We start from the raw sequence: 25,913 nt of genomic DNA on the forward strand, positions 1-25,913 counted from the left end.
CATCGCTGGCGCACAAACCATCCTATTCCTATTTGATCTCGAAGGTGGTGCTGACCTTGGTCTTCTTGTCATCCAGCGTCAGCACGGCCAGTACCTTGCTGCCCTTGACCGCACCCGGCGCCTTGGCCTCCAGCAGATTGCCGCCGGCCGGCTTCAGCGTGAACTCCGATCTGGCGGCGCCCTTCACCAAGGTCAGTTTGCCGCTGATGCCGGCGGTCGGCATATCGTCGCCATCGTCCTGCAGATACAGCTGCAGGGTATCGCCCTTCACCACAAGCTCCAGCCAGGTCTCGCCCGAGGTCTGGACGATGCCCCCGTGGTTGGCCGTCGCCGAACCGTGCGCGCCGGCCAGGCCGCCGGCCAGCGCGGCGGCACTCAATACCAGCCAGCCCAGAATTTTCTGCATGATGCTGCTCCTTAAGGAATGCGGCGCTCTTGATCAGGCGGCGCCGCCTGGCCCCTTTTACTCCGGTGCGTGCGGCAGCACGAACGACAGCGAGGCCAGATGCTCGATGCGGTTGTACTTGGCCGGCTGATCGGACGACGACTCAAAGATCGCAACGATCACGTTCAAACCCTGGTTGCGCACATTCAGCGTGACGGTGCCGTCGGCGCCACTCAGCACCGGCGCGCCATCGGGGTCGTTCAGCCAGTCCTGCAGTACCTTGGCGCCGGCCACCGGTTTGCCTTGATACAGCACGCGCAGCTTGATCGGCTGACCCAGCAAGGCCGGCAATCTGGACTCGACCGGAACGATCTCCAGTGTCTGGTGCGGCAGCGCTCCGATCGGCGCGTTGACGGCGGTGCGCAGGTGCACCGCGTATTTGATGGTGCGCTCGGCAACGACGGCGTTCGGTACTTCGTCCTTGCCCTTCTTGTGCCACTTGCCGTCCGGGGTCTTGCTCCAGGTGCCGTTGTCGAGCACCGCCGCCACCACCGCCGGCTGGTTTTCCAGGTTGACCAGCACCAGCCGGCCATCCGGTTCGAGCTTGGTGGCGACCGGCTTGCCGTCGGCGTCGTAACCGTCGACCGAGGTCACCTGCGGCAGGCGCTTGAGCGAATCCAGGTCGTCGGCGCCGACGCCGTACAGGAAAGCCAGCTGGGTGGCGCGCTGCGCGAACCAGATGCCGTGCGCCTGCACGCCGCCGGCGACGCCCGCGGCCAGCGCGCAGGCAACCATCAATTTTCCGATTTTTTTCATGTCAGCTCCGCTTAGAATTTGTACTGCAGATTCAAGGTGATGGTGCGCTCGATGCCGGGCGAAACCCAGACCTGGCTGTACGAGCTGGCGTAGTACTTCTTGTTGAACAGGTTGTCGACGTTCAGCGAGACGCGTACTTTCTTGTTGGGCGACCAGGAGGAAATCAGCTTGGCCGTGGTATAGGCGGGCAGCATGAAGTTGCTGGAGACCGCGACATCGCCCAGCCGCTCGCCGACATAATTCAAGCCGCCGCCCAGCGACGCCGTGCCGCCGGCCAGCGCGAAGGAACGGGTCAGCACCACGGTGGCGCTTTGCTTCGGCACATTGGGGAAGCGGCTGCCGGTGACGATGGTGTTGTCGCCCTTGGTGACGGTGGCATCGGTGTAGGCATAGGCGGCCGACAGGCGCGTGGCAGTGGCGATCTCGCCCGACAGGTCCAGCTCCACGCCCTTGCTGCCTACCTCGCCGGCGGACACCGAGAAATCGGTGTTGAGCGGATTGGTGGTCAGCACATTGGACTTCTTGATGTGGTACAGCGCCAGCGTGCCGGTGATCTTGCCGTCGGCCGTTTCCAGCTTGGAGCCGACCTCGTACGAGCGGCTGTCCTCCGCCGGGAAGGCCTTGTTGTCGATGCTGATGCCGCTGTTCGGGCGGAAGCCCTTGGCCGCCGTGGCATACAGCGATATCGTCGATATCGGTTGATACACCAGGCCGGCGCGCGGACTGGTGGCGGTCAGCGACTGGCTGTTCGACACGTTCAGGCGGTAGTTGGTCACCGTCTGGTCATAGGTGTCGGAGCGTACCCCCAGCAAGGCTTTCCACTGGTCGCTCAGGTCGATCTGGTCCTGCGCATAGAAGGCGTGGGCGCGCTGCTCTTCCTTGGTGTTGATCGACTGGGTCAAAGGATCGGCCACGCCGCCGTAGACCGGGTTGTAGATGTCGATCGCATAGGCGTTGGTGGCGCTCGGGTTGCGCCGCAGCTGGATGCGGCGGTCGTTGAAGCGGTAGGCGTCGGCGCCGACCAGGATGTTGTTGACCAGCGACCCGGTGCTGAATTTCCCCACCAATTCCACCCGGCCGGAAACGTCGATCGCCGAGAAGTCGCGGTAGCGGCGCTGGCGGCGCAAAGTGCGGCCGTCGGCCAACAGGTTGTTGGCCTCGGTCGAGTAACCGTCGAGCGAACTGTCGCGGTACGACAGGCCCGATTGCAGTTTCCAGTCCCCGTTGAACTCATGCTGCAGGAAGACCTGGTGGCCCAGCGACTTCACCGTGATCGGGCCGTCGGCCGGTTCGCCCAGGAAGCGCGAGTTGGGCACCAGTCCCAGTACGCCTTTGACCGCCGCCACGCCGCGGTCGAACGGCACCCGCTGCTCGCTGGCCTCCACCTCGTACGACAGGGTGGTGCTGTCGCCGATCAGCCAGATGAAGGACGGCGACAGGAACGACCGCTCGGTTTTTACCGTGTCGCGGAAGCTGTCGCCCTTTTCGTAGGCGCCGTTCAGGCGGTAAGCCACGGTCTCGCTGATGGGGCCGGTCAGGTCGACCGCCGTGCGCCAGGTATTGAAACTGCCGAGCGACAATTCCAGCATATAGGCCGGCTCGAAGCGCGGCTTCTTGGTGGTGATGTTGACGGTACCGCCGGGCTCGCCACGGCCGTACAGCGCCGAGGCCGGCCCTTTCAGCACTTCGACGCTGTTGGTGCTGGCCGAATCGCGCAGGCCGTTGTAGCCGCGGCTGGAGCTGAAGCCGTTGACCAGGTAGTCGGAGCCGAAGTTGGGGTCGCCGGTAAAGCCGCGCATCGCATAGCTGTCCCACAGGCCGCCCAGGTTGCTCTGGCGGGAAATGCCGCTGGTCAGATCGAGGGCGCTGGCCAGGTTGGTCACGCCGACGTCCTTGAGCAGGTCGGCGGTGAGCACGCGCACGCTTTGCGGCAGGTCCTTGAGCAGCGTGTCGGTCTTGGTGGCGCCGGTGGCCGACAGCGCGCGATAGTTCTGGCGCGCGCCTCTGACCTCGACCACGTCCGGTTTTCTGGGCTCGGTCTGCGTTTCCGCGGAGGCCGCCGCGCCGGCGTCACCGGCTGCGGCGGCTGCGACAGCCAGCGGTGCGGCGGGATCGGCCTCGCCGGCAAGCGCCGCCAGCGGGTAGGTGGCAGCCAAGAACAGGGCCAAGGTGCGGTGACGGGTGGGATACATGACAAACTCCTGGTTAGGTGTGAATGTACTAGATGAAACGTCTACTGAGACTGATTACAACATGGGCAGATCTCTCGTTTATCCTGTAATCGCCCTGTCACAAAACAGAAATAATTGTTTTCCGAATCAGAATCAGCACGCCTTGCTGCATGCCAGCCGCCCGCACCAGCCCAGTGCCGAATCGGGCCCGCCGCCCCAGGCAAGAGCGCCCTACGCCCCGCTTTCGGGCGCGAAATCGATCAGCACCGTCTTGTGCCGCAGGTTCGCCTCGTAAGCCTGGCGGCCCAGGTCCTTGCCCATGCCGGAGCGCTTGAAGCCGCCGGTGGGCAGCACGAAATCGTCGCTGCGGCCGTAGCGGTTGACCCACACCGTGCCGGCCTCCAGCTGCCGCACGCAGCGCAGCACGCGGCCGATATCGGCGGTGTGGACGCCGGCCGCCAGCCCGTACGCTGGATGGTCGGCCAACGCCAGCGCCTCGTCGTCGTCGTCGAAGGTCTGCACCGTCAGCACCGGGCCGAAGATCTCGTCGCGCACCGCTTCCATGTCGGCGCCGACGCCGGTGAGGATGGTCGGCTGGTAAAACGCGCCCTCGCCGCCGAACGGCGCCAGCGCGCCGCCGGCGGCGATGCGCGCCCCCGCCTGCACGCTGCGCTGGACCATGCCGTCGATGCGCTGGGCGTCGGCCGGACTGATGATGGGCGAGAGCGTGCTGTCCTGGTCCCAGGTGTGGCCAGGACGCAACGCCTGGAAGGCCTGGGCGATGCCTGCGACCACGAGATCGGCCACGCTGCGCTGCACGATCAGGCGCGAGCCGGCCACGCAGACCTGCCCGGCGTTGCCGGCGATGGCGCCGGCCACCATGCGCGCCACCTTGTCCAGGTCCGGCGCGTCGGCAAATACCAGCTGCGGGCTTTTGCCGCCCAGTTCCAGGGTCACCGGCTTGGTGCCGCTGTGCGCGCAGGCGGCCATGATGGCGCTGCCGGTGCGGGTCGAGCCGGTGAAGGTCACCTTGGCGATGCGCGGATGGCGCACCAGGGCGTCGCCGGTGACGCGGCCGTCGCCCTGGATCACATTGAAGATCCCCGGCGGCATGCCGGCCGCAATGGCCAGCTCCGCCAGCCGCAGCACGGAAAACGGCGTCAGTTCCGACGGCTTCAGCACCACGGCGTTGCCCGCGGCCAGGGCCGGCGCGATCTTCCAGGAGGCCATCACCAGCGGGAAATTCCACGGCGCGATGGCGCCGATCACGCCATACGGCTCGGCCACCGTCATGCCGAACTGGTCGCTGCGGGTGGCCGCCACGTCGCCGCCCTCCTTATCGGCGAATTCGGCGAAGAAGCGGATGCCTTCGGCCGTAAACGGAATATCCCATGCGGCGGCGTTGGCGATCGGACGGGTCGACCCCACCGCCTCCAGCGGCGCCAGTTGCGCCGCGTCGGCCTCGATCAGGTCGGCCCAGCGGCGCAGCACGCGCGCCCGGTCGCGCGGCGCCTGGCGCGCCCAATTGCTGGTCTTGAAAGCCTGCCACGCGTTCTCCACCGCGCGGTCGACCAGTTCCGCGTCGGCTACCGGCAGGGAGGCGTAGGCGCGGTTGTCGGATGGCCGGCGCACTTCCAGCGCGGCGCTGGCGGCGACATACTGGCCACCGATGAAGTGGGCGCTATGGACCTGGACCTGGTCGGGATGAAAGCTGGGCATCGCGGAATTCCTTAGTAGACTGATTGGTGAGCCGGGAGACGGCTGGAATGAAAGCTGCATGGCTTATGCTAAGCGCGAACGCGCAGCATTTAATGCGGTCGTCATGGCCGCGGGAGGCGCAAGCTTGTGTAGTTCGGGCCTCAGCCGTAGATCGTGCTTAGCCGGCCAAAACCGCCGCCGGGTGCCGTTTTCCCTCTGGCGGACGGCTGTTACCGCATGACCGCGACAACCGGCGTCGCGCCGGCCGCGCCGCGCAGGGGCCGCAGCAAGGTATGCTGTCGGAGTCGGGAAAAACCGTTGTTTCTGTTTCAAGGAGGCGGCAATACGGAATAAAGCGCAGCAGGGGCTATGGTGTAATGAATGTCAGCGGAACACAACGCCAACGCAAGCTGTGCAACCTGCTTCACTAACCTTCAAGGACCAACGATGAGCATCTTACGCCCCAAATACATCACCTTCGACTGCTACGGCACCCTGACCCGCTTCCGCATGGCCGACATGACGCGAGAAATCTTCGCCGACCGCGTCCCGGCCGAGCGCATGGACGAATTCGTGATGCTGTTCGCCGACTACCGCCTGGATGAAGTGCTCGACGCATGGAAGCCATATGAGCAGGTGGTCAAGAACGCGCTGTTCCGCGCCTGCAAGCGCTGGAACGTGCCGGTCACCGAGGCAGAGGCGCAAAGCTACTACAACGCGGTGCCGACCTGGGGTCCGCATGCCGACGTACCGGAGCCGCTGGCCAAGCTGGCCAAGGAATTCCCGCTGGTGATCTATTCGAACGCCGCCAACGCGCAAATCATGCAGAACGTCGAGAAGCTGGGCGCCCCGTTCCATCAGGTGTTCACCGCCGAAAACGCCAAGGCCTACAAGCCGCGCCTGGCCGCCTTCGAATATATGATCGACAACCTGAATTGCAGCCCCGACGACATCCTGCACGTGTCGTCCAGCCTGCGCTACGACCTGATGCCCGCGCGCAGCCTGGGCATCAAGAACAAGGTCTTCGTCAACCGTGGCCACGAACCGTCGACGCCCCACTACGGCTACAACGAGATCAAGGACCTGTCCGGCCTGCCGGCCCTGCTCGGACTGTAATCGCCCGCCCACTGGGAGCAAACATGAAGCTTGAATCGTACTGGCTCGATACCGCCCCGCCCTTTACCGGCGCCGCGCAGGGACAGGTGCCCGTGCGCGCCGACGTGGTGGTAGTCGGCGGCGGCTTTACCGGCTTGTCGGCGGCGCTGGCGCTGGCACGGCGCGGCGCCTCGGTAGTGCTGCTGGAGGCGGGCCGGATTGCCGGCGAAGCCTCCGGCCGCAACGGCGGCCAGTGCAACACCGGGCTGGCGCACGATTACGCCGACCTGTGCGCCCGCATCGGCGAACCGCAGGCGCGCAGCTTCTACCAGGCCTACGACGCGGCGGTCGACACGGTCGAGCGATTGATCAGGGAGGAAAACATCGATTGCGACTTCCAGCGCTGCGGCAAGCTGAAACTGGCCGCCAAGCCGGAGCACTACGCCAAGCTGCAACGGGTGTATGAGCAGTTGCGCGCCAGCGTAGATCCCGGCATCGAGCTGGTGCCGCCGGAGCAACTGGCCAGCGAGGTAGGATCGTCCGGCTTTTACGGCGGCCTGCTGCAGCGCCAGGGCGCTCAGATGCACATGGGGAAATTCGCGGTCGGCCTGGGCGAGGCGGCGGTGCGCGCCGGCGCGCAGCTGTACCAGGATGCGCCGGTCGACGACATCGTACGCATCGCCGGCGGCTTCCGCGTCCGCAGCGCGCGCGGCCCGGTGGACGCGGCCCAGGTGTTTCTGGCCACCGGCAACTCCAGCCTCGGTCCGTTCGCCTACTTCCGCCGCAGGCTGGTTTCAGTGGGCAGCTTCATCATCGCCACCGCGCCGCTGGACAAGGAGCAGCTGGACCGCATCGCGCCCGGCCGCCGCAACTACGTCACCACCAAGAACATCGGCAACTACTTCCGCATCACCCCGGACCAGCGCCTGCTGTTCGGCGGGCGCGCCCGCTTCGCGCTGTCCAATCCCAAATCGGACGCCAAGAGCGGCGCCATCCTGGCAGACACCATGACCCGGCTGTTCCCGCAACTGCAAGGCACACCCATCGACTACTGCTGGGGGGGCCTGGTGGACATGACGGCCGACCGCCTTCCGCGCGCCGGCCAGCATGAGGGCATGTTCTATTCGCTGGGCTACAGCGGCCACGGCGTGCAGATGTCGGTCCACATGGGCCAGCAGATGGCCGAGGTGATGGCCGGCCGCGGCGATTGCAATCCGTGGCGCGGCCTGGAATGGCCGGCGATTCCGGGCTACTTCGGCAAGGCCTGGTTCCTGCCGCTGGTCGGCGCCTACTACAAACTGCAAGACCGTCTGCACTGAGGCCCGGATGAACCGCACCATAGCCAAACTGCTGATCAACCGCCTGGCGCTGGCGGCGCTGACGCTCTTGATCGTGTCGGTGGTGGTCTTCACCATCACCAACCTGCTGCCGGGCGACGCCGCCGAGGAATCGCTGGGCCAGGCCGCCACGCCGGAAACGGTGGCCGCACTGCGCCTGCAATTCGGCCTCGACGACCCGGCCCCGCTGCGCTACGGCCGCTGGCTGCTGCACCTGCTGCGGGGCGACGCCGGCAACTCGCTGGTCAACGGCCAGCCGGTCGGCACGCTGATCGCGACCCGCCTGCCGTCTTCCCTGGTGCTGGCCGGCGCCACCGCCACCGTCTCGGTGCCGCTGGCGCTGCTGCTTGGCATCGTCTCGGCGATGTACCGCGGCTCGCTGTTCGACCGCGGCATGAACATGCTGGCGGTGTCGCTGGTGTCGGTGCCGGAATTCCTGATCGCCACGCTGGCCGTGCTGCTGTTCGCGGTCAAGCTGCGCTGGCTGTCGGCGCTGTCGCACACCGCCGACATCGCGACGCTGGGCCAGTTCCTCGCGGCCTATGCGATGCCGGTGTTCACGCTGTGCTGCGTGATCGTGGCGCAGATGGCGCGCATGACACGCGCAGCCGTCATCGATCAGCTGCGCGCGCCTTACGTCGAGATGGCGCGATTGAAAGGCGCGCGGCCGGTGCGCATCGTGCTGGCGCACGCGCTGCCGAACGCGATCGGCCCGATCGCCAACGCGGTCGCCCTCAGCCTGTCGTATCTGCTGGGCGGGGTGCTGATCGTCGAGAGCATCTTCAACTATCCCGGCATCGCCAACCTGATGATCGACGCCGTCACCACCCGCGACATCCCGCTGGTGCAGGCCTGCGCCATGATCTTCTGCGGCGCTTACCTGCTGCTGGTGATGCTGGCCGATATCTGTGCAATCGTCTCCAACCCGAGGTTACGCAATCTATGAAGCGCCCTGTTCCCCCATCCCCGGCCCGCCTTGCGCGCGTGTTCCGTCCGCGCCTGCCCGCATTGGCTTCGCTGCCGCCGCTGGCCTGGACCGGCCTGGCCATCGTGCTGTTCTGGCTGGCGGTGACGCTGTGCGGTCCATCCATTTCGCCGCACGACGCGGCGGAGATCGTCGACCCCGACGTCTTCGGCGGCATCAGCTGGCAGTATCCGCTGGGGACCGACTACCTGGGCCGCGACATGCTGAGCCGCGTCCTGTACGGCGCCCGCTACACGGTGGCGCTGGCGCTGGCCGCCTCGGTGCTGGCCAGCGCCACCGGCACCCTGCTGGGCCTGTACGCGGCGGTCGCCGGCGGCTGGGCCGACGCCACGCTGAGCCGCGCGCTCGACGCGCTCATTTCCATCCCCAGCAAGATGTTCGCGCTGATGATGGTGGCCTCGTTCGGCTCCTCGGTGCCGCTGCTGATCGTTACCGCGGCGGTGGGCTTCATGCCGGGCGCCTACCGCATCGCGCGGGCGCTGGCCGTCAACGTGCAGGCGATGGAGTTCGTCCAGGCCGCCCGCGCCCGCGGCGAGGGAAGGTCTTACATCGCCTGCGTCGAAGTGCTGCCCAATATGATACGGCCGGTGCTGGCCGACTTCGGCCTGCGCTTCGTGTTCACGGTGCTGCTGCTGAGCGGCCTGTCCTTCCTCAGCCTGGGCGTGCAACCGCCCGACGCCGACTGGGGTTCGCTGGTGCGCGAGAACATCGGCGGCCTGAGCGAAGGCGCGCCGGCGGTGCTGATGCCGGCGCTGGCGATCGCCACGCTGACCATCGGCGTCAACCTGCTGATCGATAACCTGCGCAACACGCGCCACGCCAAGGAATCCCGATGACACCATTGGTACAAGTGAGCGGCCTGCGCGTGGTCGCGCGCAACGACGCCGGCCTCGACGTCCCCATCGTCAAGGACGTGGACTTCGCGCTGAATCCGGGCGAGGTGCTGGCCCTGATCGGAGAGTCCGGCTCCGGCAAGACCACGATCGCGCTGTCGCTGATGGGCTATGCCCGCAGCGGCTGCCGCATCGCCGGCGGTTCGATACGGGTCGGCGAGCAGCAGGTGCTGGAACTGGACGCGCGCCAGCTGGCCGGTCTGCGCGGCCGCACCGTCGCCTACATCGCGCAAAGCGCCTCGTCGGCCTTCAATCCCGCGCGCACGCTGATGGACCAGGTGGTGGAAAGCGCCTGCATCCACGGCACGCTGGCACGCGCCCAGGCCGAGGCCAAGGCGGTCGACCTGTTCCGCGCGCTGGCGCTGCCGGATCCGGACACCATCGGCAAACGCTATCCGCACCAGGTTTCGGGCGGCCAGCTGCAGCGCGTGATGGCCGCCATGGCGTTCATTACCGACCCGGCGCTGGTGATCCTGGACGAACCGACCACCGCGCTGGACGTCACCACCCAGATCGAAGTGCTGCGCGCCTTCAAGGACGTGGTGCGCCAGCTCGGCACCACGGCGGTCTACGTCTCGCACGACCTGGCCGTGGTGGCGCAGATGGCCGACCGCATCGTCGTGCTGCGCGACGGCGAGGTGCGCGAGAACGGCGCCACGCCGCAGGTGCTGAAAGCGCCGGCCCATCCCTACACCCAAAGCCTGCTGGCCGCCGCCGCGCCGGCCGAACGCGATATCGGCGTCGCGGCGCCCGCGCTGACCCGGCTGGCGCCGCCGCTGCTGGAAATCCGCAACCTGGTGGCCGGCTACGGCGCGCCGGACGCCAGCGGCCTGCCGTCCAGGCGCATCATCAACGACGTCAGCCTGACCATCGCGCGCGGCGCCACGCTGGGCGTGATCGGCGAATCGGGCTGCGGCAAGACCACGCTGGCGCGGGTGGTGGCCGGCATGGTGCCGGGCGCGCGCGGCGAAGTGCTGCTCGACGGCGGCGCGCTGCCCGCCTGCGGGCACGGACGCACCCGCGAGCAGCACCAGCGGGTGCAGTTCGTATTCCAGAATGCCGACACGGCGCTCAATCCGGCCCACACCATCGGCGGCATCCTGGCGCGGCCGCTGACCTTCTATCACAACCTGCGCGGTGAGCAGCGCCGCCGCCGCGTGCTGCAGTTGCTCGATCTGGTCAAGCTGCCGGCGGCGATCGCCGACCGCCTGCCGGGCGAGCTGTCCGGCGGCCAGAAGCAGCGCATCAACCTGGCGCGCGCGCTGGCGGCCGAGCCGGACCTGATCCTGTGCGACGAGATCACGTCGGCGCTGGACACGGTGGTGGCAGCCGCCATCCTCGACCTGATGGCCGAGCTGCGGCGCGAATTGAAAGTATCGTATATGTTCATCAGTCATGACATCAACACCGTGCGCGCCATCTGCGACGACATCGTGGTGCTGTACGCCGGCCAGAAGGTCGAGTCGCGGCCGCGCGCGGCGCCCGCCGACGCACCCTTCCATCCGTATTCGCAGCTGCTGATTTCATCGGTGCCGCAACTGCGCCAGGGCTGGCTGGACCAGGTCTGCGCGCGCGGCGCCGACCCGCTGCCGCCGCTGGCGCCGGACACCGCTGCCGACAGCGGCGCCCTGTGCGCCTTCCGGCCGCGTTGCGCGGTGCGCGTCGACGGTCTCTGCAACCGCCTGCCGCCGCCACAGCAGCACCTGGAGCACGGCGGCACCATCCTGTGCCATCACAGCGGCGCCGACCTGGCGCTGTTTGAGCATGCAGCGCCCTGCGCCGAGGCGGTGGCATGAGCGCGCGCTTCGTGCGGCTGGCCGAGCAGGATCGCGCCCCGGTCCACTTCTTCATCGACGGCGAACCGGCCAGGGCGCTGCAGGGCGACACGCTGCTGGTGGCCATGCTGGGCGCCGCCAATTCCCTGCGCAGCTCTGAATTCGGAGACGGCCGCCGCGCCGGTTTCTGCCTGATGGGCGCCTGCCAGGATTGCTGGGTATGGACCGCCGACGGCGCGCGCCTGCGCGCCTGCTCCACCGAAATCGCCGAAGGCATGCGCATCATCACCAGGAATACGGAGGCGGCATGGCTGAACCCCGCGTAATCGTGGTCGGCGCCGGACCTGCCGGCGTGCGCGCGGCCGAGGCCTTGTGCGCGGCGGGCATTCGGCCCATCGTCATCGACGAAGGCCGGCGCGACGGCGGCCAGATCTATCGCCGCCAGCCCGAAAACTTCACCCGCTCGTACGCCACGCTGTACGGCAGCGAAGCCACGCGCGCGCAGTCCCTGCACCGCTGCTTCGACGCGCTGCGCGAGCGGATCGACTATCGGCCCGACACGCTGGCCTGGAACGTCAGCGAAGGCCATCTGCACGTCGCCAGCCGACACGGCACCAGCCGCCTGCAGTACGACGCGCTGCTGATCTGCGCCGGCGCCACCGACCGCCTGATGCCGCTCAAGGGCTGGCAATACGCCGGCACCTACAGCCTCGGCGCGGCACAGATCGCGCTCAAGTCGCAGGCTTGCGCCATCGGCGGCAAGGTGGTTTTCGTGGGCACCGGTCCGCTGCTCTACCTGGTCGCGATGCAGTACCTGAAGGCCGGCGCGAATATCGCGGCCGTGCTCGACACCTCCCGGCTGCGCGACCAGATCGCCGCATTGCCGCAGCTGCTGGCCCGTCCCGCGCTGCTGTGGAACGGCCTGCGGTTCATCGCCATGCTGCGGCGCGCCGGCGTTCCCGTGCTGTCCGGCGTGACGCCGCTGGAAATCGAAGGCAGCGCGGACGACGGCGTGCAGGCGCTGCGCATCCGCGACCGGCGCGGCGTCGAACGCCGCTATGCCGGCGACGCCGTCGCCATGGGCTACCACCTGCGGCCGGAGACCCAGCTGGCCGACCTGGCGCGCTGCGAATTCCGCTTCGACGCCGCCGGCCGCCAGTGGTTTCCGCAAGTGAGCGAGGATGGCCGCAGTTCGGTGCCCGGCGTGTACCTGGCGGGAGACGGCGCCCGCATCCTGGGCGCGGACGGCGCCGAGAACGCGGGCCGGCTGGCAGCGCTGGCGATCCTGCAAGACCTGGGGCGTCCGGTGCCGGACCATGAACAACGACGTAGCGCCCTGCTCGGCATCCGCTACACGATGGAGCGCTTCCGCCAAGGCCTGGTGCGCGCCTTCCCGTGGCCGAAGCAGCAGGCCGCGGACTTGCCGGACGAGGCGCTGGTATGCCGCTGCGAATGCATCAGCGCCGGCGAACTGCGCCGCGTCGCCACCGAATTCGGCGCCAGCGAAGCCAATCGCGCCAAAGCCTTCAGCCGGGTCGGCATGGGCCGCTGCCAGGGCCGCTACTGCGCCCAGGCCGGCGCCGAGGTCATCGCCCATGCCTGCGGCGTGCCGTTGGAGCAGGTTGGCCGCCTGCGCGGCCAGGCCCCCGTCAAACCCCTATCGATCCAGACCCGCGAGGAACCGCAATGAGCGTGCCGCAACAAGCCGATGTCCTGATAGTCGGAGGTGGCCTGATGGGCGCGTCGACCGCGTTTTTCCTGCGCCGGCGCGGCCTGTCGGTGATCTTGCTTGAACGAGGGCTGGTGGGGCAGCAAGCCAGCGGCGTCAACTTCGGCAATGTGCGGCGGCAGGCGCGCTTCCTGCCGCAGCTGCCGCTGGCCAATCGCGCCTTCGATATCTGGTGCAAGCTGCCGCAACTGATCGGCGAAGACATCGAATTCCTGCAATCCGGTCATCTACGCGTGGCCTACCGCCCGGAGCAAGCGGCGGTGCTGGAGGACTACGCGCGCGAAGCCCGCCACTACGGGCTGGATCTGGAGCTGATCGCCGGCGAGGCGATGCGCAAGCGCTATCCCTTCCTCGGCCCGGAGGTGCAGGCCGCCTCGCTGTCGCCGCGCGACGGCCACGCCAATCCGCGCCTGGCCGCTCCGGCCTTCGCACGCGCCGCGGTACGCGCGGGAGCCACGATCGTCGAACAGTGCGAGGTACTGGAACTGGAGAAGGACGGGGTGGATTTCCGCGCCAGTTGCGCCGACGGCCGCAGCTTCCGTGCCCCGACGCTGCTGATCGCCAGCGGAGCATGGGCCGGGCGCATGGCGGCCGCCTTTGACGAAGCCGCGCCGATGACGGTACGCGGCCCGCAGATGGCGGTGACCGAACCGATGCCCTATGCCATCGCGCCGGCGGTCGGCGTCGCCACCAAACTGCTGGAGGAAAGCTTGTACTTCCGCCAGGTCAAGCGCGGCAACATCGTGTTCGGCGGCTGCGGGCGGGGTCCCGCCGACATCGACACCAGGCGCGCCTATGTCCAACCCGAGCACACGCTGACGCAGTTCCGCCAGCTGGCCCGCTTGGCGCCCGCGCTGTCACGCCTGAACATCATCCGGGTCTGGAGCGGCATCGAAGGTTACATGAGCGACGACCTGCCGGTGATGGGGCCCAGCACGCGCGTTCCCGGACTGTATTACGCTTTCGGCTTCAGTGGCCACGGCTTCCAGCTCGGTCCGGGAGTTGGCGACGTGATGGCGGAACTGATCGACACCGGAAGCACGTCGACGCCGATCGCCCCGTTTTCGATTCAGCGCTTCGCCGCGGTGCCGGCCTGACAGGCGCGTTTCAGAATCTCCAGTTCGCGCGCACGGTGGCGTTGATGCGGTCGTCGGGAATGCCGCCCACCGAGCCGAGGGGAGATGGCAGGCGGCTGTCGCGATCGAACAGGTTCCGCACCACGGCGGTGAGCGTCAGCGACTTCGAGATCACGTGGCTGTACGACAGGTCCGTGCGCGCGTACGAAGGCAGGCGGCTGGGCGCAAACACGTCGCCCCTGGGGATGTCGTCAAAGCCGTCCATCCAGCGCTGGGCCACGCCGATACGGCCGGCGCCGTCGAACAGGCTGCGGGCGACCGAGACGCTGACCGAGCGCCGGGGATAGATATTGTAGGACGCGCCGGTGCGGGCATTCCGGCTTGCCACCCAGGCGCCGCCGGCTTCGCATTGCCAGCCTTCGCTTTGCCAGGTGACGCTGGCTGTGGCGCCGTGCGCCCGGTTGCGCTCGACGTTCTGGAACTGGTTGATGCGGAGGTCCGGGCGGAAGACGATGGCAATGCCATCGCGCCAGGTGGTCTCGAAGACACTGGCCTGCCACAGCAGCTTCGCCTGCCGCCGGATGGCCACCAGCTCGAGGCTGTCGATCACCTCCGGTTTCAGGCCCGGGTTGCCCAGCACCGTGTTGACCGTGCCGTTTCGTTCCGCTGCGGACGGGGCGCGGAAGGCTTGCCCGTACAGCAGCTTCAGCGCCCCAGTATCGCTCGGCTGGTAGATCAGCCCAAGCCGGGGCGACGCGTGTCGGCCGAAGTCGGAATAATCGTCCAGCCGGCCGCCCCACACTGCCCGCCAGTCCCGGCCGAAGCGGGAATTCAACTCCAGCGTCGCGCTGTTGACACGGCGGCGCGCGTCCGACGCCGCATTCGGTGTATCGCTCAGGAAGTCCCCCGCCACCGTATGTATCGCCACGTGCACATCGCGCACGTTCAGCTTTTCGGTGGCCAGCGCCAGCGCCCAGTCGGTGCGCCACTGCGGCAATGAATCGCGATAGATCGCCTGCAGGCCGAGACGGTCCTGGCGGCTGTACAGGTCGCGCTGGACAACCCCGGCCGGCAGTTGCAGGCGGCCGCCCACGTCGTTATCCACCCACCAGCCATAGGCTTTCAGTTCAAGCGATCCGCTGTCGCCGACTTGCCTCTTCGCGCCTGCCTGCAGCATCGCCAAGCGCGTATCGAGGCCACCCAGGTCTTGCGCGCGGGCCAGGCGCGAGCCCAGTCCCTGGAAGTCATCCGCGCCGTAGCGATGCAGGTACAGTCCGCCGTTGAATTTCCATCCGCCACCGGTGCCGCTGGATGCCTTCAGCACGGCGGTCTGGGCGAGGAAGCGATTCTCGCGCACCACCGAAATCGGCGGACCGCCGGCCGGAGCAGGACGGGTGGCGATGCGTTCCTGGTCGCCCTGGCCGTTCGCCGCGAACGCCATGCTCCAGTGGCCGCCCTCGCCCAACGCCTGCGCGTAGCGCGCGGCAGCTTCGTAGTAGCCTTCGCCGCCCGCCGTCACGGAGGCTTGCTGGCCGGCGTCCTCGCCATCGTGGGTACGCAGCGCCAGCACGCCATGAAAGGCGTCGCTGCCATACAGCGCGGAGCCCGGCCCCTGGATCAACTGCATTTGCGCCATCACGCCCAGGTTCAGGCCGGGAAAGTTGTATTGCGGGGACGAGCGATAGAGGTCGGTCAGCGGCACGCCGTCGAGCGTGACCGCAACGCCGGTGAACGACGTGAGGCGCGCATAACCGCGGATCGCCAGCACCTGGTTGCCGTTTGTATGCGGCATCACGAATACACCGGGCGTGCCATCCAGGGCGTCCAAGGTGCGCCGCGCGCCGCTGCGCTCCCATTCCTGCGGAGTGACCGAGGAGATGGACGAAGCGGCGGACAACAAGGTCGACGGCAGCAGCGAACTCGCGCTGACGTCGATGCGCCCGAGGTCCTCGATCGACATCGAGAATAGCTCTTCAGGCACCACAGCTCCCTCTGCCCGCCCGAACGGTGCAAAAACAGCCAGGATGGCGACAGCGATCGGCAACGCACGCATGGATGCCTTCGTAACAAAATGATATCCGTTACGGTATCTCAATTTAGCCGTTGAGAATCTATCCAAACATCACACGATTGCGCCAATTTCACCCAGCCTGCCCGGGCACAGGCGGAGCGGCTACCTTCGCCTGTCCTGCCACGGCGCATTATTGCCTGGGCTGTCAGGCCGTCATCAATGCCGCCACCTCGGTTGCGCTGAGCGCGCCGCGATAGATGCGGAACTCATCCACCTTGCCGTTGAAGTACGGGTCGCTGGCAAACTGCGAGCGGCCGATCCAGTTCCTGGTGGTGTTCTGCAGCCGGAACGGCGCCAGGAACATGCCGGTGTTGATGCCGACCTGCACGCCGTTGACGTACAGCGTGCCGGTGCTGCCCGACAGCGTCACCGCCACGTGCACCCATTGCCCTGTGGGCAGCGGAGCGTTGCTGGCGATGTTCTGCTCATTGCTCCCGCCGTTGACCGTGATGGCGAAGCGTGCCGGGCCATTGCCGGCGCGCGCGGTCAGCATCATGTAGTGGCCGGTACCGGAACCGAAGTCGAACACGCGCGCCCAGTTCTGGCTGGCGTTCCAGTACACCCAGCACGCGATGGTGGCGTCGGCCACATCGGACATGATGCCCGCCGGCAGGCTGACATAGCCGCTGCCGCCGTCCAGCGATACGGCGTTACCCTTCTTGCCCGCCACCCAGCTGGCGCCGCCGGTCAGCGTGCCCGTGTGGCCCAGGCCGCTGGTATCGGCGGCGGTCGTGCCGCTGAGCTCGTTGAACGCCAGGTAGGTGTGCAGTTGAGTACCGACCACCGCCTTGGCCTCGTTGGATTTGGCCGTGACGCCCGAGGGCGTGGACGCCGTCACAACGTAGTAGTAAGTGCCGGCCGCCAGGCCGCTGTCGCTATAGGCGAGCAGGTCGCCGATGCCGCTGGCCACCGTGGAATACGGCCCGCCCGGCGTGGTGGCGCGCATCAGCCTATAGCTGGTGGCGTAGGCGCTGCCCCACCACGACAGCTGCACCGCGCCCGCCACGGTATAGGCGGTCAGCCCGCTGGGCGGGACGCCGCCGGCGATGGGATCGCGCGTGCAGGTCAAGGTGCCATAGCCGAGCTGGTCGTAACCGCCGCTGTTCGGTCCGTAGTTGCCGCCGCCGCCCTCGGGCTGGACCAGTTGCGCGAACTGTTTCGAATACGGCGCCGCCAGCCCCTTGCGGTTGACATAATGGTTGTAGACCAGCGCCCAGCAGGGCCGTGCCGTACCCTGGCCGCCGGTGCCCAGCACGGTCTGGTTGACATTGTCGACGTTGTCATAGGTGACGTAAGGCACGGTGTAATAGCTGGTGCCGGATTCGATCAGATTGCTCTTGGCGACATATTCCGCGCCGGCCAGGAAGCGGTTGTTGTCGTAGCCGTACAAGTCCTCGCCCTGGTTCCACGCCATTTCGCAGATCGCGCCCAGCAGCGCGATGCCCAGCGTGGCGTGGCCCTGGTCGCGCCCCGTCTCCTGCCACTGGCCCAGATAGCCGGGATGCAGGAAATACACGGCCTGGCCGATGCCGCCGTTGCCGGACTCGCCCTTGAGGTAGTTGATGGCCTCGTCCCATTTGGCCTGGTCGTCGCACAACACGCCGATGGCCAGGATCGAGGCCAGGTTGCACAAGTCCCAGTTGGCCCAGTAGTGGGTGATCTCGGTGCCGTTGTGGCGTATCAGGAAGTCATGGTTGATCGGATAGAAGACGGTGAGCATCATGTTCTGGAAACGGGCGAAATCGGCCGCGGCCCAGCCGCTGTAGCCGCGCATGATCTCGGCGGCGTTGGCGAACTCGTAGCCATAGATGCCGGCCGCCAGCGCGGCGTTGGTGTCGCCGCCGATGCCGGTCAGGACGCCGGACCAGGCGTTCATGATCGCCACCGCCTTGTCGGCGTAGTCGGGGTTGCCCGAGACCTTCCAGCGCAGCGCGCAGGCATAAGCCGCCGCCACGTCGTTGTACAGCAGCGTGTAATTCTCGCTATGGACGCCATCGCTGCCGCGATAGACGACGGGAACCGGACGCGGCGTGTAGCCCAGGCTGGCATGGCTGTTGTTGATCAGCAGGTTCCAGCTGGCGTTCCAGGGGCTGGTGGTGTACTTCGCCGCCATGCGCGTGAAATCGGCATCCGTGTGCAGCAGGCCGGGGTGAACAAACCCGCCCAGCGGCGCCCCGCCCTGCAGGACCCTGCCGCCCAGGCGGGGAGATGCGCCGCCCTGCCCGTCGCCTCCCAGCCCACCGCCGCAGCCGGCCAACGCCAGCGCCCCGAGGCTGTACAGGAAGGTGCGGCGCGAGAGATCCGCATCCATGTCTTCGATAACATTTTCCACCGTTTCAGTCATGTTCTTCGCTCCGTTTTGTACTGCGGTTAAAAACTTGATCCGGCAATCAGCCGGATCCGGGTCGGCGCATCGCGCCTGGCTTCGAGCCAGCCGCCCTCATGCGAGAGTTCGACCACCTGGATCACGCTGCGACGCTGCTCGGGGCCATCGTCCTCGGCGTGCGCGCCGCGCCGCCCGGGATGGGTGAAGTAAAACAGGAAGGCGCGTTCGCCGCTGACCACCACGTCGGCGTGGCCGCCTTTCACCTGGTCGTCGGCGCCCAGGCCCGGCGTCTCCAGCAGATTGGACGGCTGGCGTTCCCAGTGCACGGTGTCGCTGGAGCGGTACACCGCCAGGCCGCGCCAGACGTCGGTGATCATCCACCACGTCCCGCGCCAGAAGAATACTTTCGGCCCTTCCCCACGGTCGTCCATGGCCCGGCCGCGGTCGGTCCAGTGTTCGAGGTCGGCGCTGTCGGCGTAGTAGATCGTCTTCTGGTCGGCCTCGTTGTTGTACCACATGCGCCAGGCGCCGCCGGGCAGGTGCACCAGCGCCGCGTCGATCACCTTGTCGGAAGCCAGCTTGACGACGCGCGCATTGCGCCAGCTGCGCAGGTCGCGGCTGGTCAGGTGGACTATCAGGCGCGGGTGCGCCCAGTCCTCGAACACGCCGGGCACCACCGTCAGGAACATGTGATAGATGCCGTCGTCGCCGCGCACGATGTCTGGCGCCCAATGCGTCGATTCGGCACCGCCCAGATCCGGCGGGAGTTCGATGTCGGCGGTGCCGAGATAGTGCCAGCTGGCGCCCTCGTCGCCCGACTCGGCGATGCCGATGCGGGTGCCGTGCACCCAGCTCGCGCCAGGCAGGCCGGGCGTGTCGGCGCGGCGGTTGGTGTAGAACATCCACCAGCGTCCCAGCTCGACGTTGCGCACCACCACCGGGTCGGCCGCGCCGTCGCCGGCCGGGTCGCGAAACAGCGGCTTGGCGGCCACCGGCTCGGCGGAAGCCGCCTCCGCCGGCAACGGCATCAGCGTCCAGGCCAACAGACCGGACATTGCACCGACGATCACAACACGTTTGAGTGCCGCGCTCAGAGAATCAGAAAAAGTCATCTCGGGTCTCCACCGGATTTGTATGCTTTATATTTGAAGCAGTTGCTTGTTATCGATATCAGATACTAGTGCATCGCCACACGCATGTCGATGGATTTTTGGGCCATCCGTGGCATATCAGGCACCCGCGACGACGATTTTTGTCGTCGAGAACACGAAACCTCAAAGAAAAACATTAAAACAAAGTTATCGATATCAATTTTGACATCCGGCAACGGCAGCTATGTCAAAAAATCAGCCAGACCCATCAAAAAAATCATACGTAAAGCCCGTCATTGCTGATTACAATCCGGTAGTCGCTCATGAAACGTGCGCAGGCGGAGCAGCAATCCGCCTTATTTTTCACCCAAGAGTGTTATCGATCACACAGCATTCAGCCTTTCCCGAATTCCAACATCAGCGCCGGCGCCGCCGTGGGCTGGGAATACCACCGACGTATAAAAAACAGGAGGAATATAATGAGGAGACTGAGACCACGAGATACGCTGCTGCGTATCTGGTCCATGGTTGTTGCATGCGGCTTGATCGCCGCCACGGCGGGCGCGGCGGACATCACCACGATCGCCACCAGCTACCAGCCGACGATCAACGAAACCATCGATGCCAGCGGCTTCAGGCATCCCGGCGTCGGCCTGACCAAGGATGTGCTGGAGAATATGCGCACCCAGGTGCGCGCGCAAAAAGAACCCTGGAACACCTACTTCAACCAGATGCTCCTGTCCGGCGCCGCCTCGACCACGCCGTCGATCAAGAACGTCAGCGGCTCCGACCCCACGCAGCCGCGCTACTACGGCCTGAACAGCCAGGGCGTGGAGTCGCTGTTCGTCACCGACGCGCTGACCGCCTACACCCAGGCCATCCTGTACTACGTGACGGGTAACGAAACCTATCGCGCCAACGCGCTGCGCATCATCCGCCTGTACTCACTGATGGACCCGAGCCAGTTCGCCTACTACACGGACGCCCACATCCACACCGGCATTCCTCTGCAACGCATGGTGGGAGCGGCCGAAATCCTGCGCTACACCAGCTACCAAACCGCCTCGCTGGCGTGGACGGACGACGACACCAACAACTTCGTGAACAACTTCATGCTGCCGACCATCAATACCGATGACAGCAGCAACGAGCACTTCATGAACCAGCACCTGTACACGACGATCGGCGCCATGTCGGGCTGGATCTTCACCGGCAACCGCGACAAGTACAACGAGGCTGTCGAATGGTACACGGTGAACAAGACCGCCGCCGACCAGGGCCAGAACGGCGCCATCAAGGCCCTGTTCCGCCTGGTGACCAGGAACGACGACACGGGCGAGCAGGTCACGCCCGCCGTGCAGCACGTCGAGATGGGCCGCGACCAGGCCCACGGCGCCGGCGACATCACCAACACGCAAATCCTGGCGCGCTTCCTGATGGCCCAGGGGACCAAGATCGATCCGGTCGACGGTACGCCGTCCACGGCGCCGGAAGCCGTCGGCCCGTACGAATTCCTGGGCGACCGCATCCTGCAGGCGGCCGAGCAGTTCGGCGCCTACATGCAGGGCTACGAGATTCCCTGGATCCCGACCGCTTCACACACCGACGCCTACGGCAGCCCGACCGTCGTGTACCACAAGGTGGCCGGCGCCTACCGCGGGCGCCTGACCCAGAACACCTGGGAGATGTATTACTACTACAAGTACACCCGCGGCGTGAATCTGGAGCAGGTCGCGCCCAATTTCACCCGCATCTTCGCCAACCGCACCGTCTATAACTGGGATGGCGGCGATGGCGGCGGCGACTTCTGGCTCTTCATCCCGGCCGCCGCAGCCGCCGAGGGCAGCAATTACCTGGTGAAGAAGATCACCGATCCGTATCGCGAAGTCGAAGTGCGCTTCACGCCGCTCGACGCCAATTCCGTGCTCAAAACGGACACCACCGCATCCTACATCGAGACCACCGCCACCGAGGCGGGCAGCAATTTCGCCGTCTATGGTTATGGCTACGGCACCACCAGCCTCGCGTTCAAGGTCCGCACCAATGGCACCGCCACCATGCAGTTCTACGGCACCTCGGTCCAGCTGCCCAACACCAATGGCCAGTGGATGTATGTCAATTACGCCGGAGGGCTGGGTGACTTCCTGGCGGTCACGATCAAGGGCTCCGGCACGACGGTCGACATCGACCACATCAACATCAACGGCAGCAGCCTCAGCCTGCCCAGCTTCACCATCGGCAACGCCGACCTGAGCGTCTACACCTACGCCGGATCCAGCCAGGCCGTGAGCGCCAATTTCGCGGCGACCGATTCCAACGCGAGCGCGACGTTGACCTACCAGATCGACAACCTGCCCTTCGGCGCCAGCTTCAACAGCAGCACGGGCGCGTTCTCGTGGCAGCCGACCCAGGCCGGCAGCTACAGCTTCGTCGTCTCGGCCAAGGATGGCACCACCGTCACCAGCAAGCGCGTCACCGTGGTGGTGGGCGCCGATCGCCAGGCGGCGGTCAATGCGGTGATTGCCGCCTATAACCCGAACCTGCTGTACGTCAGTTCGACCCTGGCCACTTACACCGCCGCTTACAACGACATCGCCGGCGTGATCTCGAGCGCGACCGATACGGTGTTTTTCCAGAAGCTGGCAACCCTGCAATCGGCCGTGACCGGCCTGCAGCTGCTGACGCCGGTGATCAGCGACGGCAGCATGAACTACACCAACATGCTGGCCTCCTCCACCTTCGGCACGCAGGTAGCGAATGCGCTGGACAACAATCCGGACAGCTTCGTCGGCTACTACCTGGCGCAGAACCAGACCCACACGCTGGACTTCGGCCCCGGCTTCAAGATCGCGGCAACCTCCTTCGGCCTGCAAGTGCGCACCAGCTTTCCCGAGCGTGTCGGCGGCACCACCGTGTACGGTTCCAACGACAACACCAACTGGACCCGCCTGACCCCGGGCCTGACCTCGGTGACGGAAGACATGCAGAACCTGCCGGTCGAGGATGACCTGCAGAACCAGCGCTTCCGCTTCATCAAGATCGCCATGATCCAGCCTTCGAGTTCAATGCTGGAACTGGGCGAGTTCCATATTTTCGGCACCCGCTACGAGACGGTGAACCTGCTGTCGGCGGTGACCTTGAGCTCGGATCAGGCGCTGCGCAACCGCATCGTCCTGGGCAACACGGTCAAGCTGAAATTCGTGTCCACCGCGCCGATCAACAGCGTCGGCGTCACCATCCAGGGCCAGCCCGCGACGGTCACCACGACGGACAACCTGAACTGGATGGCGACCTGGGTGGCCAACGCCACGGCGCCGTACGGCAAGGTGAGCTTCCAGCTGAACTACAAGACCGCCGCCGGCGCCGACGCTGAACCGACCTTCTTCACGACGGACGGCAGCGGCGTGTTCGTGGCCGACCAGACCGATCTGATCAACAACGTCACGACACTTGCCACGGTGACCGATTCGAGCGGCCGCGACGCGGCCAGTGCGATCGCGACCGCCAACCTGCTGTTCGACAGCAACCTGAGCACGATCACCGACTACCGCGTCAACGGCAGCGGCAACGGCAGCTGGGTGGAATTCGACTTCCGCGGCGGCGGCACCGTGAACCTGTCGCGCGCCGAGATGATCGTCCGCCAGGACAGCAACACGGGCCGCCTCAACGGAGCCGTCGTGCAGGGCTCCAACGACAACACGACGTGGGAGACGATCACCAATGTGGCGAGCAGCAGCGCGGACTGGCAAACGCTGACGGTCAACAACACCACGCCATATCGCTACCTGCGTGTCTTCAACGGCAACGCGTGGTTCGGCAACATGGCGGAACTGCGGCTGTACGGCACCTACAGGTCGACCGCACAGATCGCGACAGCGTCGATCACATCCGCGCAATCGCTCAGCCCCGCCGCGACCTTGAACAAGCGCATCGTTCCAGGCAACACCGTGACGCTGAAGTTCAGCTCGAAGGTCGCCATCAGCAACGCCACGGCCACCATCCAGGGCGTGGCGGCGACCGTCGGCACCACCGACAACATCAACTTCACGGCCACCGCGACCCTGCCGCAAGGCGTGCCCGCGGGCAATGTGGGCTTCACCATCAACTACCAGCAGCAGGACGGCACGGCCGGCTATCCGGCCAACGCCACCACCGACGGCAGCGCCGTCTACGTGGTGGACGAATCGGACGTGATCCGCAACATCTCCACCATCGCGACGCTGATCGATTCGTCTCAACTGTCCTACCACAACGCCGCGGCCACCAAGGCCAACGTTGACGTGCTGTTCGACAGCAATATCAGCACCACCTCGGACTTTCGCATCGGCAGCACCAACAGCGGGACCGGCAGCTACATCATCTTCGACTTCAAGTCCGGCAACCAGGTCAACCTGACCAGTGTCGAGATGCTGGCGCGCCAGGACCAGACCGGCCGTGCGAAAGGCGTGGTGTTCCAGGGATCCAACGACAACACCAGTTGGACCACCATCGCCGGCACCGGCGCGCAGACCGCCGATTGGCAAACCTTTACGGTGTCCAGCGCCGTGCCGTATCGCTACCTCCGCATCATCAACGGGGCCAGCTGGTTCGGCAACCTGGCGGAAGTGCGCCTGCACGGCTCGCTGCACGCCAGCGACACCACCGCGCCGGTGACCCAGGCCAACGTCCCCGGCGTCACCGTCGGCACGGTCACCACCGTGACCTTGAGCGCGACCGATGTGGGCTCGGGCGTGCAAGCGACCTACTACACCATCGACGGCGGCGCCAAGCAGACCGGCACCACCATCGCCGTCCCGGCCGACGGCGCCCATACCCTGGCCTACTGGAGCGTGGACTGGGCCGGCAACGTGGAGCAGCAACACACGGCGACGGTCTCGCTCGACAAGACCCCGCCGGTGATCGCCGGGCTGTACGCGGACGTGACCACGCCCACCAACCAGAACGTCACGGTAACGATCTACTACCCGACGGACGCGGCGGTGAAGGAGTACAAGCTGGGCGACAGCGGCGCCTGGAGCGCCTACAGCGCCCCGGTCGTCGTGACGGACAACACCACGGTCTACGCCCGCAGCGCGGACGCGGCCGGTAACGTGTCGGCCGTCGCCAGCCTGGCCGTCGCCAACATCAACAAGGTCCCGCCGGCGGGCGCCAGCTTCGCGCCCAGCATCACGGACCCGACCCAAGGCAGCGTCACCCTCAGCATCGCCTATCCGGCCAGCGTGGTGCTGCGCCAGTACCGGATCGACGGCGGCGCGTGGACTGCCTACGCCGGGCCGGTGACCGTGAACGACAACGCCACGATCTACGCGCAGAGCGTGGACTCCGTCGGCAACGTATCGCCGGTGACCAGCTACGCCGTCACCAACATCGACCGCGTCGCGCCGGTGGATGCGCAGTTCTCGGCGGACATCACCGATCCGACCAACAAGGACGTGACGGTCACCGTCATCTTCCCGACCGACGCCGCCACCCGGGAGTACAAGCTCGGCGCCGACGGCCCGTGGACGGCCTACGGCGCGCCGGTGCTGATGTCCGGCAACGGCACCGTGTTCGCCCGTGCCGCCGATGCGGCGGGCAACGTCTCCAACGTGACGCAGTATGTGGTGGCGAACATCGACCGCATCCCGCCGGTCGGCGCCGCGATGGCGGTCGACACCACCAGCCCGACCAACCAGGGCGTTACCGTGACCATCACCTATCCGGATGATGCCGCGGTCAGGGAGTTCAAGGTCGGCGACGGCGAATGGACGCCGTACACCGCCGCGGTCCTGGTGGCAGACGACAACACGGTGTATGCCCGCGGCAGCGACGCCGTCGGCAACGTATCGAACGTGACCAGCATTGTGGTCAGCAACATCTACAAGGTGGTGCCGATCACCAATGTCGCCCTGAACCCTGCTTCGCCGAACGGCAAGAACAGCTGGTACACGAGCGACGTCTCGGTGACTTTGGCGGCGAACCCGGGCGCCTACGGCGGCGCGGTGACCACGGAGTACCAGGTCAACGGCGGCGCCTGGACGGCCAGCACGGGGGATGCGATCGCCTTCGGCGAGGGCAGCTACAAGCTGGGCTACCGCACCCGCGACCAGGCCGGCAATGTGGAACAGGTCAAGACCATCGAGTTCAAGATCGACAAGACCGCGCCGACGCTGTCGGTGCTGTTGGATAAGAACGCGATCTGGCCGCCGAACCACATGATGGTCCCGATCAACGCGGCCCTGACCGCGGCGGACGCGGGTTCCAGCGTCGAATCCGTGATCCTGACCAACATCACCAGCAGCAAGCCGGACAGCGGCAAGGGTGACATCGAGGCCGATTTCGGCACCCCGGCCACGACCTTCAGCGTGCGCGCGGAGAAGGATCGCGTCTACACCGTCACCTACACCGCGACCGACAAGGCCGGCAATGTGACACCGAAGACGGCGACCATCACCGTTCCGCACGACCAGTCGGGCCAGTAAGGCC

16 protein-coding genes are annotated in these 25,913 nt (G+C 66.5%); 9 read left to right on the forward strand and 7 right to left on the reverse strand.

Features of this window, described 5'->3' with window-relative positions:
• Positions 1-28: 28 nt before the first annotated feature.
• From ACCD07_RS00685 to ACCD07_RS00700, 4 genes are all read right to left on the reverse strand, one after another.
• The gene (locus ACCD07_RS00685) at positions 29-406 is read right to left on the reverse strand and encodes a hypothetical protein (protein ID WP_353403523.1); all 378 of its coding nucleotides are present in this window, start codon (positions 404-406) and stop codon (positions 29-31) included.
• A gap of 57 nt (positions 407-463) precedes the next feature.
• Positions 464-1,201, reverse strand: coding sequence for a DUF4198 domain-containing protein (locus ACCD07_RS00690; protein ID WP_413446198.1), 738 nt, complete (start codon positions 1,199-1,201; stop codon positions 464-466).
• An 11-nt stretch (positions 1,202-1,212) separates the two neighbouring features.
• Positions 1,213-3,393: a TonB-dependent siderophore receptor gene (locus ACCD07_RS00695; RefSeq protein ID WP_413446199.1), complete on the reverse strand. Its 2,181-nt coding sequence runs from the start codon at positions 3,391-3,393 to the stop codon at positions 1,213-1,215.
• 210 nt (positions 3,394-3,603) lie between these two features.
• Entirely contained in the window at positions 3,604-5,091 is a 1,488-nt protein-coding gene (locus tag ACCD07_RS00700) for an aldehyde dehydrogenase family protein (protein ID WP_413446200.1), read from the reverse strand.
• A 426-nt stretch (positions 5,092-5,517) separates the two neighbouring features.
• Here ACCD07_RS00700 and ACCD07_RS00705 point away from each other — a divergent pair, with 426 nt between their 5' ends.
• From ACCD07_RS00705 to ACCD07_RS00740, 8 genes are read left to right on the forward strand one after another with little or no spacing between them, the layout of a single operon-like run.
• Positions 5,518-6,186: a haloacid dehalogenase type II gene (locus ACCD07_RS00705; protein WP_353403520.1), complete on the forward strand. Its 669-nt coding sequence runs from the start codon at positions 5,518-5,520 to the stop codon at positions 6,184-6,186.
• A 23-nt stretch (positions 6,187-6,209) separates the two neighbouring features.
• Positions 6,210-7,484 carry an NAD(P)/FAD-dependent oxidoreductase gene (locus ACCD07_RS00710; protein WP_413446201.1) on the forward strand — a complete coding sequence of 425 codons (1,275 nt, stop codon included), beginning with the start codon at positions 6,210-6,212 and terminating at the stop codon, positions 7,482-7,484.
• Positions 7,485-7,491: 7 nt separating this feature from the next.
• Complete coding sequence (locus ACCD07_RS00715; RefSeq protein ID WP_413446202.1) at positions 7,492-8,448, forward strand: ABC transporter permease; 957 nt, start codon at positions 7,492-7,494, stop codon at positions 8,446-8,448.
• The gene (locus ACCD07_RS00720; protein WP_413446203.1) at positions 8,445-9,323 is read left to right on the forward strand and encodes an ABC transporter permease; all 879 of its coding nucleotides are present in this window, start codon (positions 8,445-8,447) and stop codon (positions 9,321-9,323) included. Before ACCD07_RS00715 ends, ACCD07_RS00720 begins: the two co-directional genes overlap by 4 nt.
• Positions 9,320-11,176 (forward strand): ABC transporter ATP-binding protein, encoded by a 1,857-nt coding sequence (locus ACCD07_RS00725; protein ID WP_413446204.1) that lies wholly within the window; start codon positions 9,320-9,322, stop codon positions 11,174-11,176. Before ACCD07_RS00720 ends, ACCD07_RS00725 begins: the two co-directional genes overlap by 4 nt.
• The gene (locus ACCD07_RS00730) at positions 11,173-11,481 is read left to right on the forward strand and encodes a (2Fe-2S)-binding protein (RefSeq protein ID WP_176651043.1); all 309 of its coding nucleotides are present in this window, start codon (positions 11,173-11,175) and stop codon (positions 11,479-11,481) included. The genes ACCD07_RS00725 and ACCD07_RS00730 overlap by 4 nt, the downstream gene beginning before the upstream one ends.
• Complete coding sequence (locus tag ACCD07_RS00735) at positions 11,463-12,845, forward strand: FAD-dependent oxidoreductase (RefSeq protein ID WP_413446205.1); 1,383 nt, start codon at positions 11,463-11,465, stop codon at positions 12,843-12,845. Before ACCD07_RS00730 ends, ACCD07_RS00735 begins: the two co-directional genes overlap by 19 nt.
• Positions 12,842-13,981: an NAD(P)/FAD-dependent oxidoreductase gene (locus tag ACCD07_RS00740; protein WP_176651045.1), complete on the forward strand. Its 1,140-nt coding sequence runs from the start codon at positions 12,842-12,844 to the stop codon at positions 13,979-13,981. Before ACCD07_RS00735 ends, ACCD07_RS00740 begins: the two co-directional genes overlap by 4 nt.
• A gap of 10 nt (positions 13,982-13,991) precedes the next feature.
• Here ACCD07_RS00740 and ACCD07_RS00745 read toward each other — a convergent pair whose 3' ends face one another.
• The 3 genes from ACCD07_RS00745 to ACCD07_RS00755 form a co-directional block, all read right to left on the reverse strand.
• The gene (locus ACCD07_RS00745) at positions 13,992-15,941 is read right to left on the reverse strand and encodes a TonB-dependent receptor plug domain-containing protein (RefSeq protein ID WP_413446206.1); all 1,950 of its coding nucleotides are present in this window, start codon (positions 15,939-15,941) and stop codon (positions 13,992-13,994) included.
• A gap of 235 nt (positions 15,942-16,176) precedes the next feature.
• Entirely contained in the window at positions 16,177-18,375 is a 2,199-nt protein-coding gene (locus ACCD07_RS00750) for a LamG-like jellyroll fold domain-containing protein (RefSeq protein WP_413446207.1), read from the reverse strand.
• Positions 18,376-18,401: 26 nt separating this feature from the next.
• Complete coding sequence (locus ACCD07_RS00755; RefSeq protein WP_218087719.1) at positions 18,402-19,469, reverse strand: hypothetical protein; 1,068 nt, start codon at positions 19,467-19,469, stop codon at positions 18,402-18,404.
• Positions 19,470-19,927: 458 nt separating this feature from the next.
• Between ACCD07_RS00755 and ACCD07_RS00760 the strand changes: the two genes are divergently transcribed.
• Positions 19,928-25,909 carry a beta strand repeat-containing protein gene (locus tag ACCD07_RS00760; protein WP_413446208.1) on the forward strand — a complete coding sequence of 1,994 codons (5,982 nt, stop codon included), beginning with the start codon at positions 19,928-19,930 and terminating at the stop codon, positions 25,907-25,909.
• The last annotated feature ends 4 nt before the right edge of the window (positions 25,910-25,913 follow it).

This window comes from Duganella sp. Dugasp56 (assembly GCF_047304105.1).
Taxonomy (GTDB): Bacteria; Pseudomonadota; Gammaproteobacteria; order Burkholderiales; family Burkholderiaceae_D; genus Rugamonas; species Rugamonas hordei.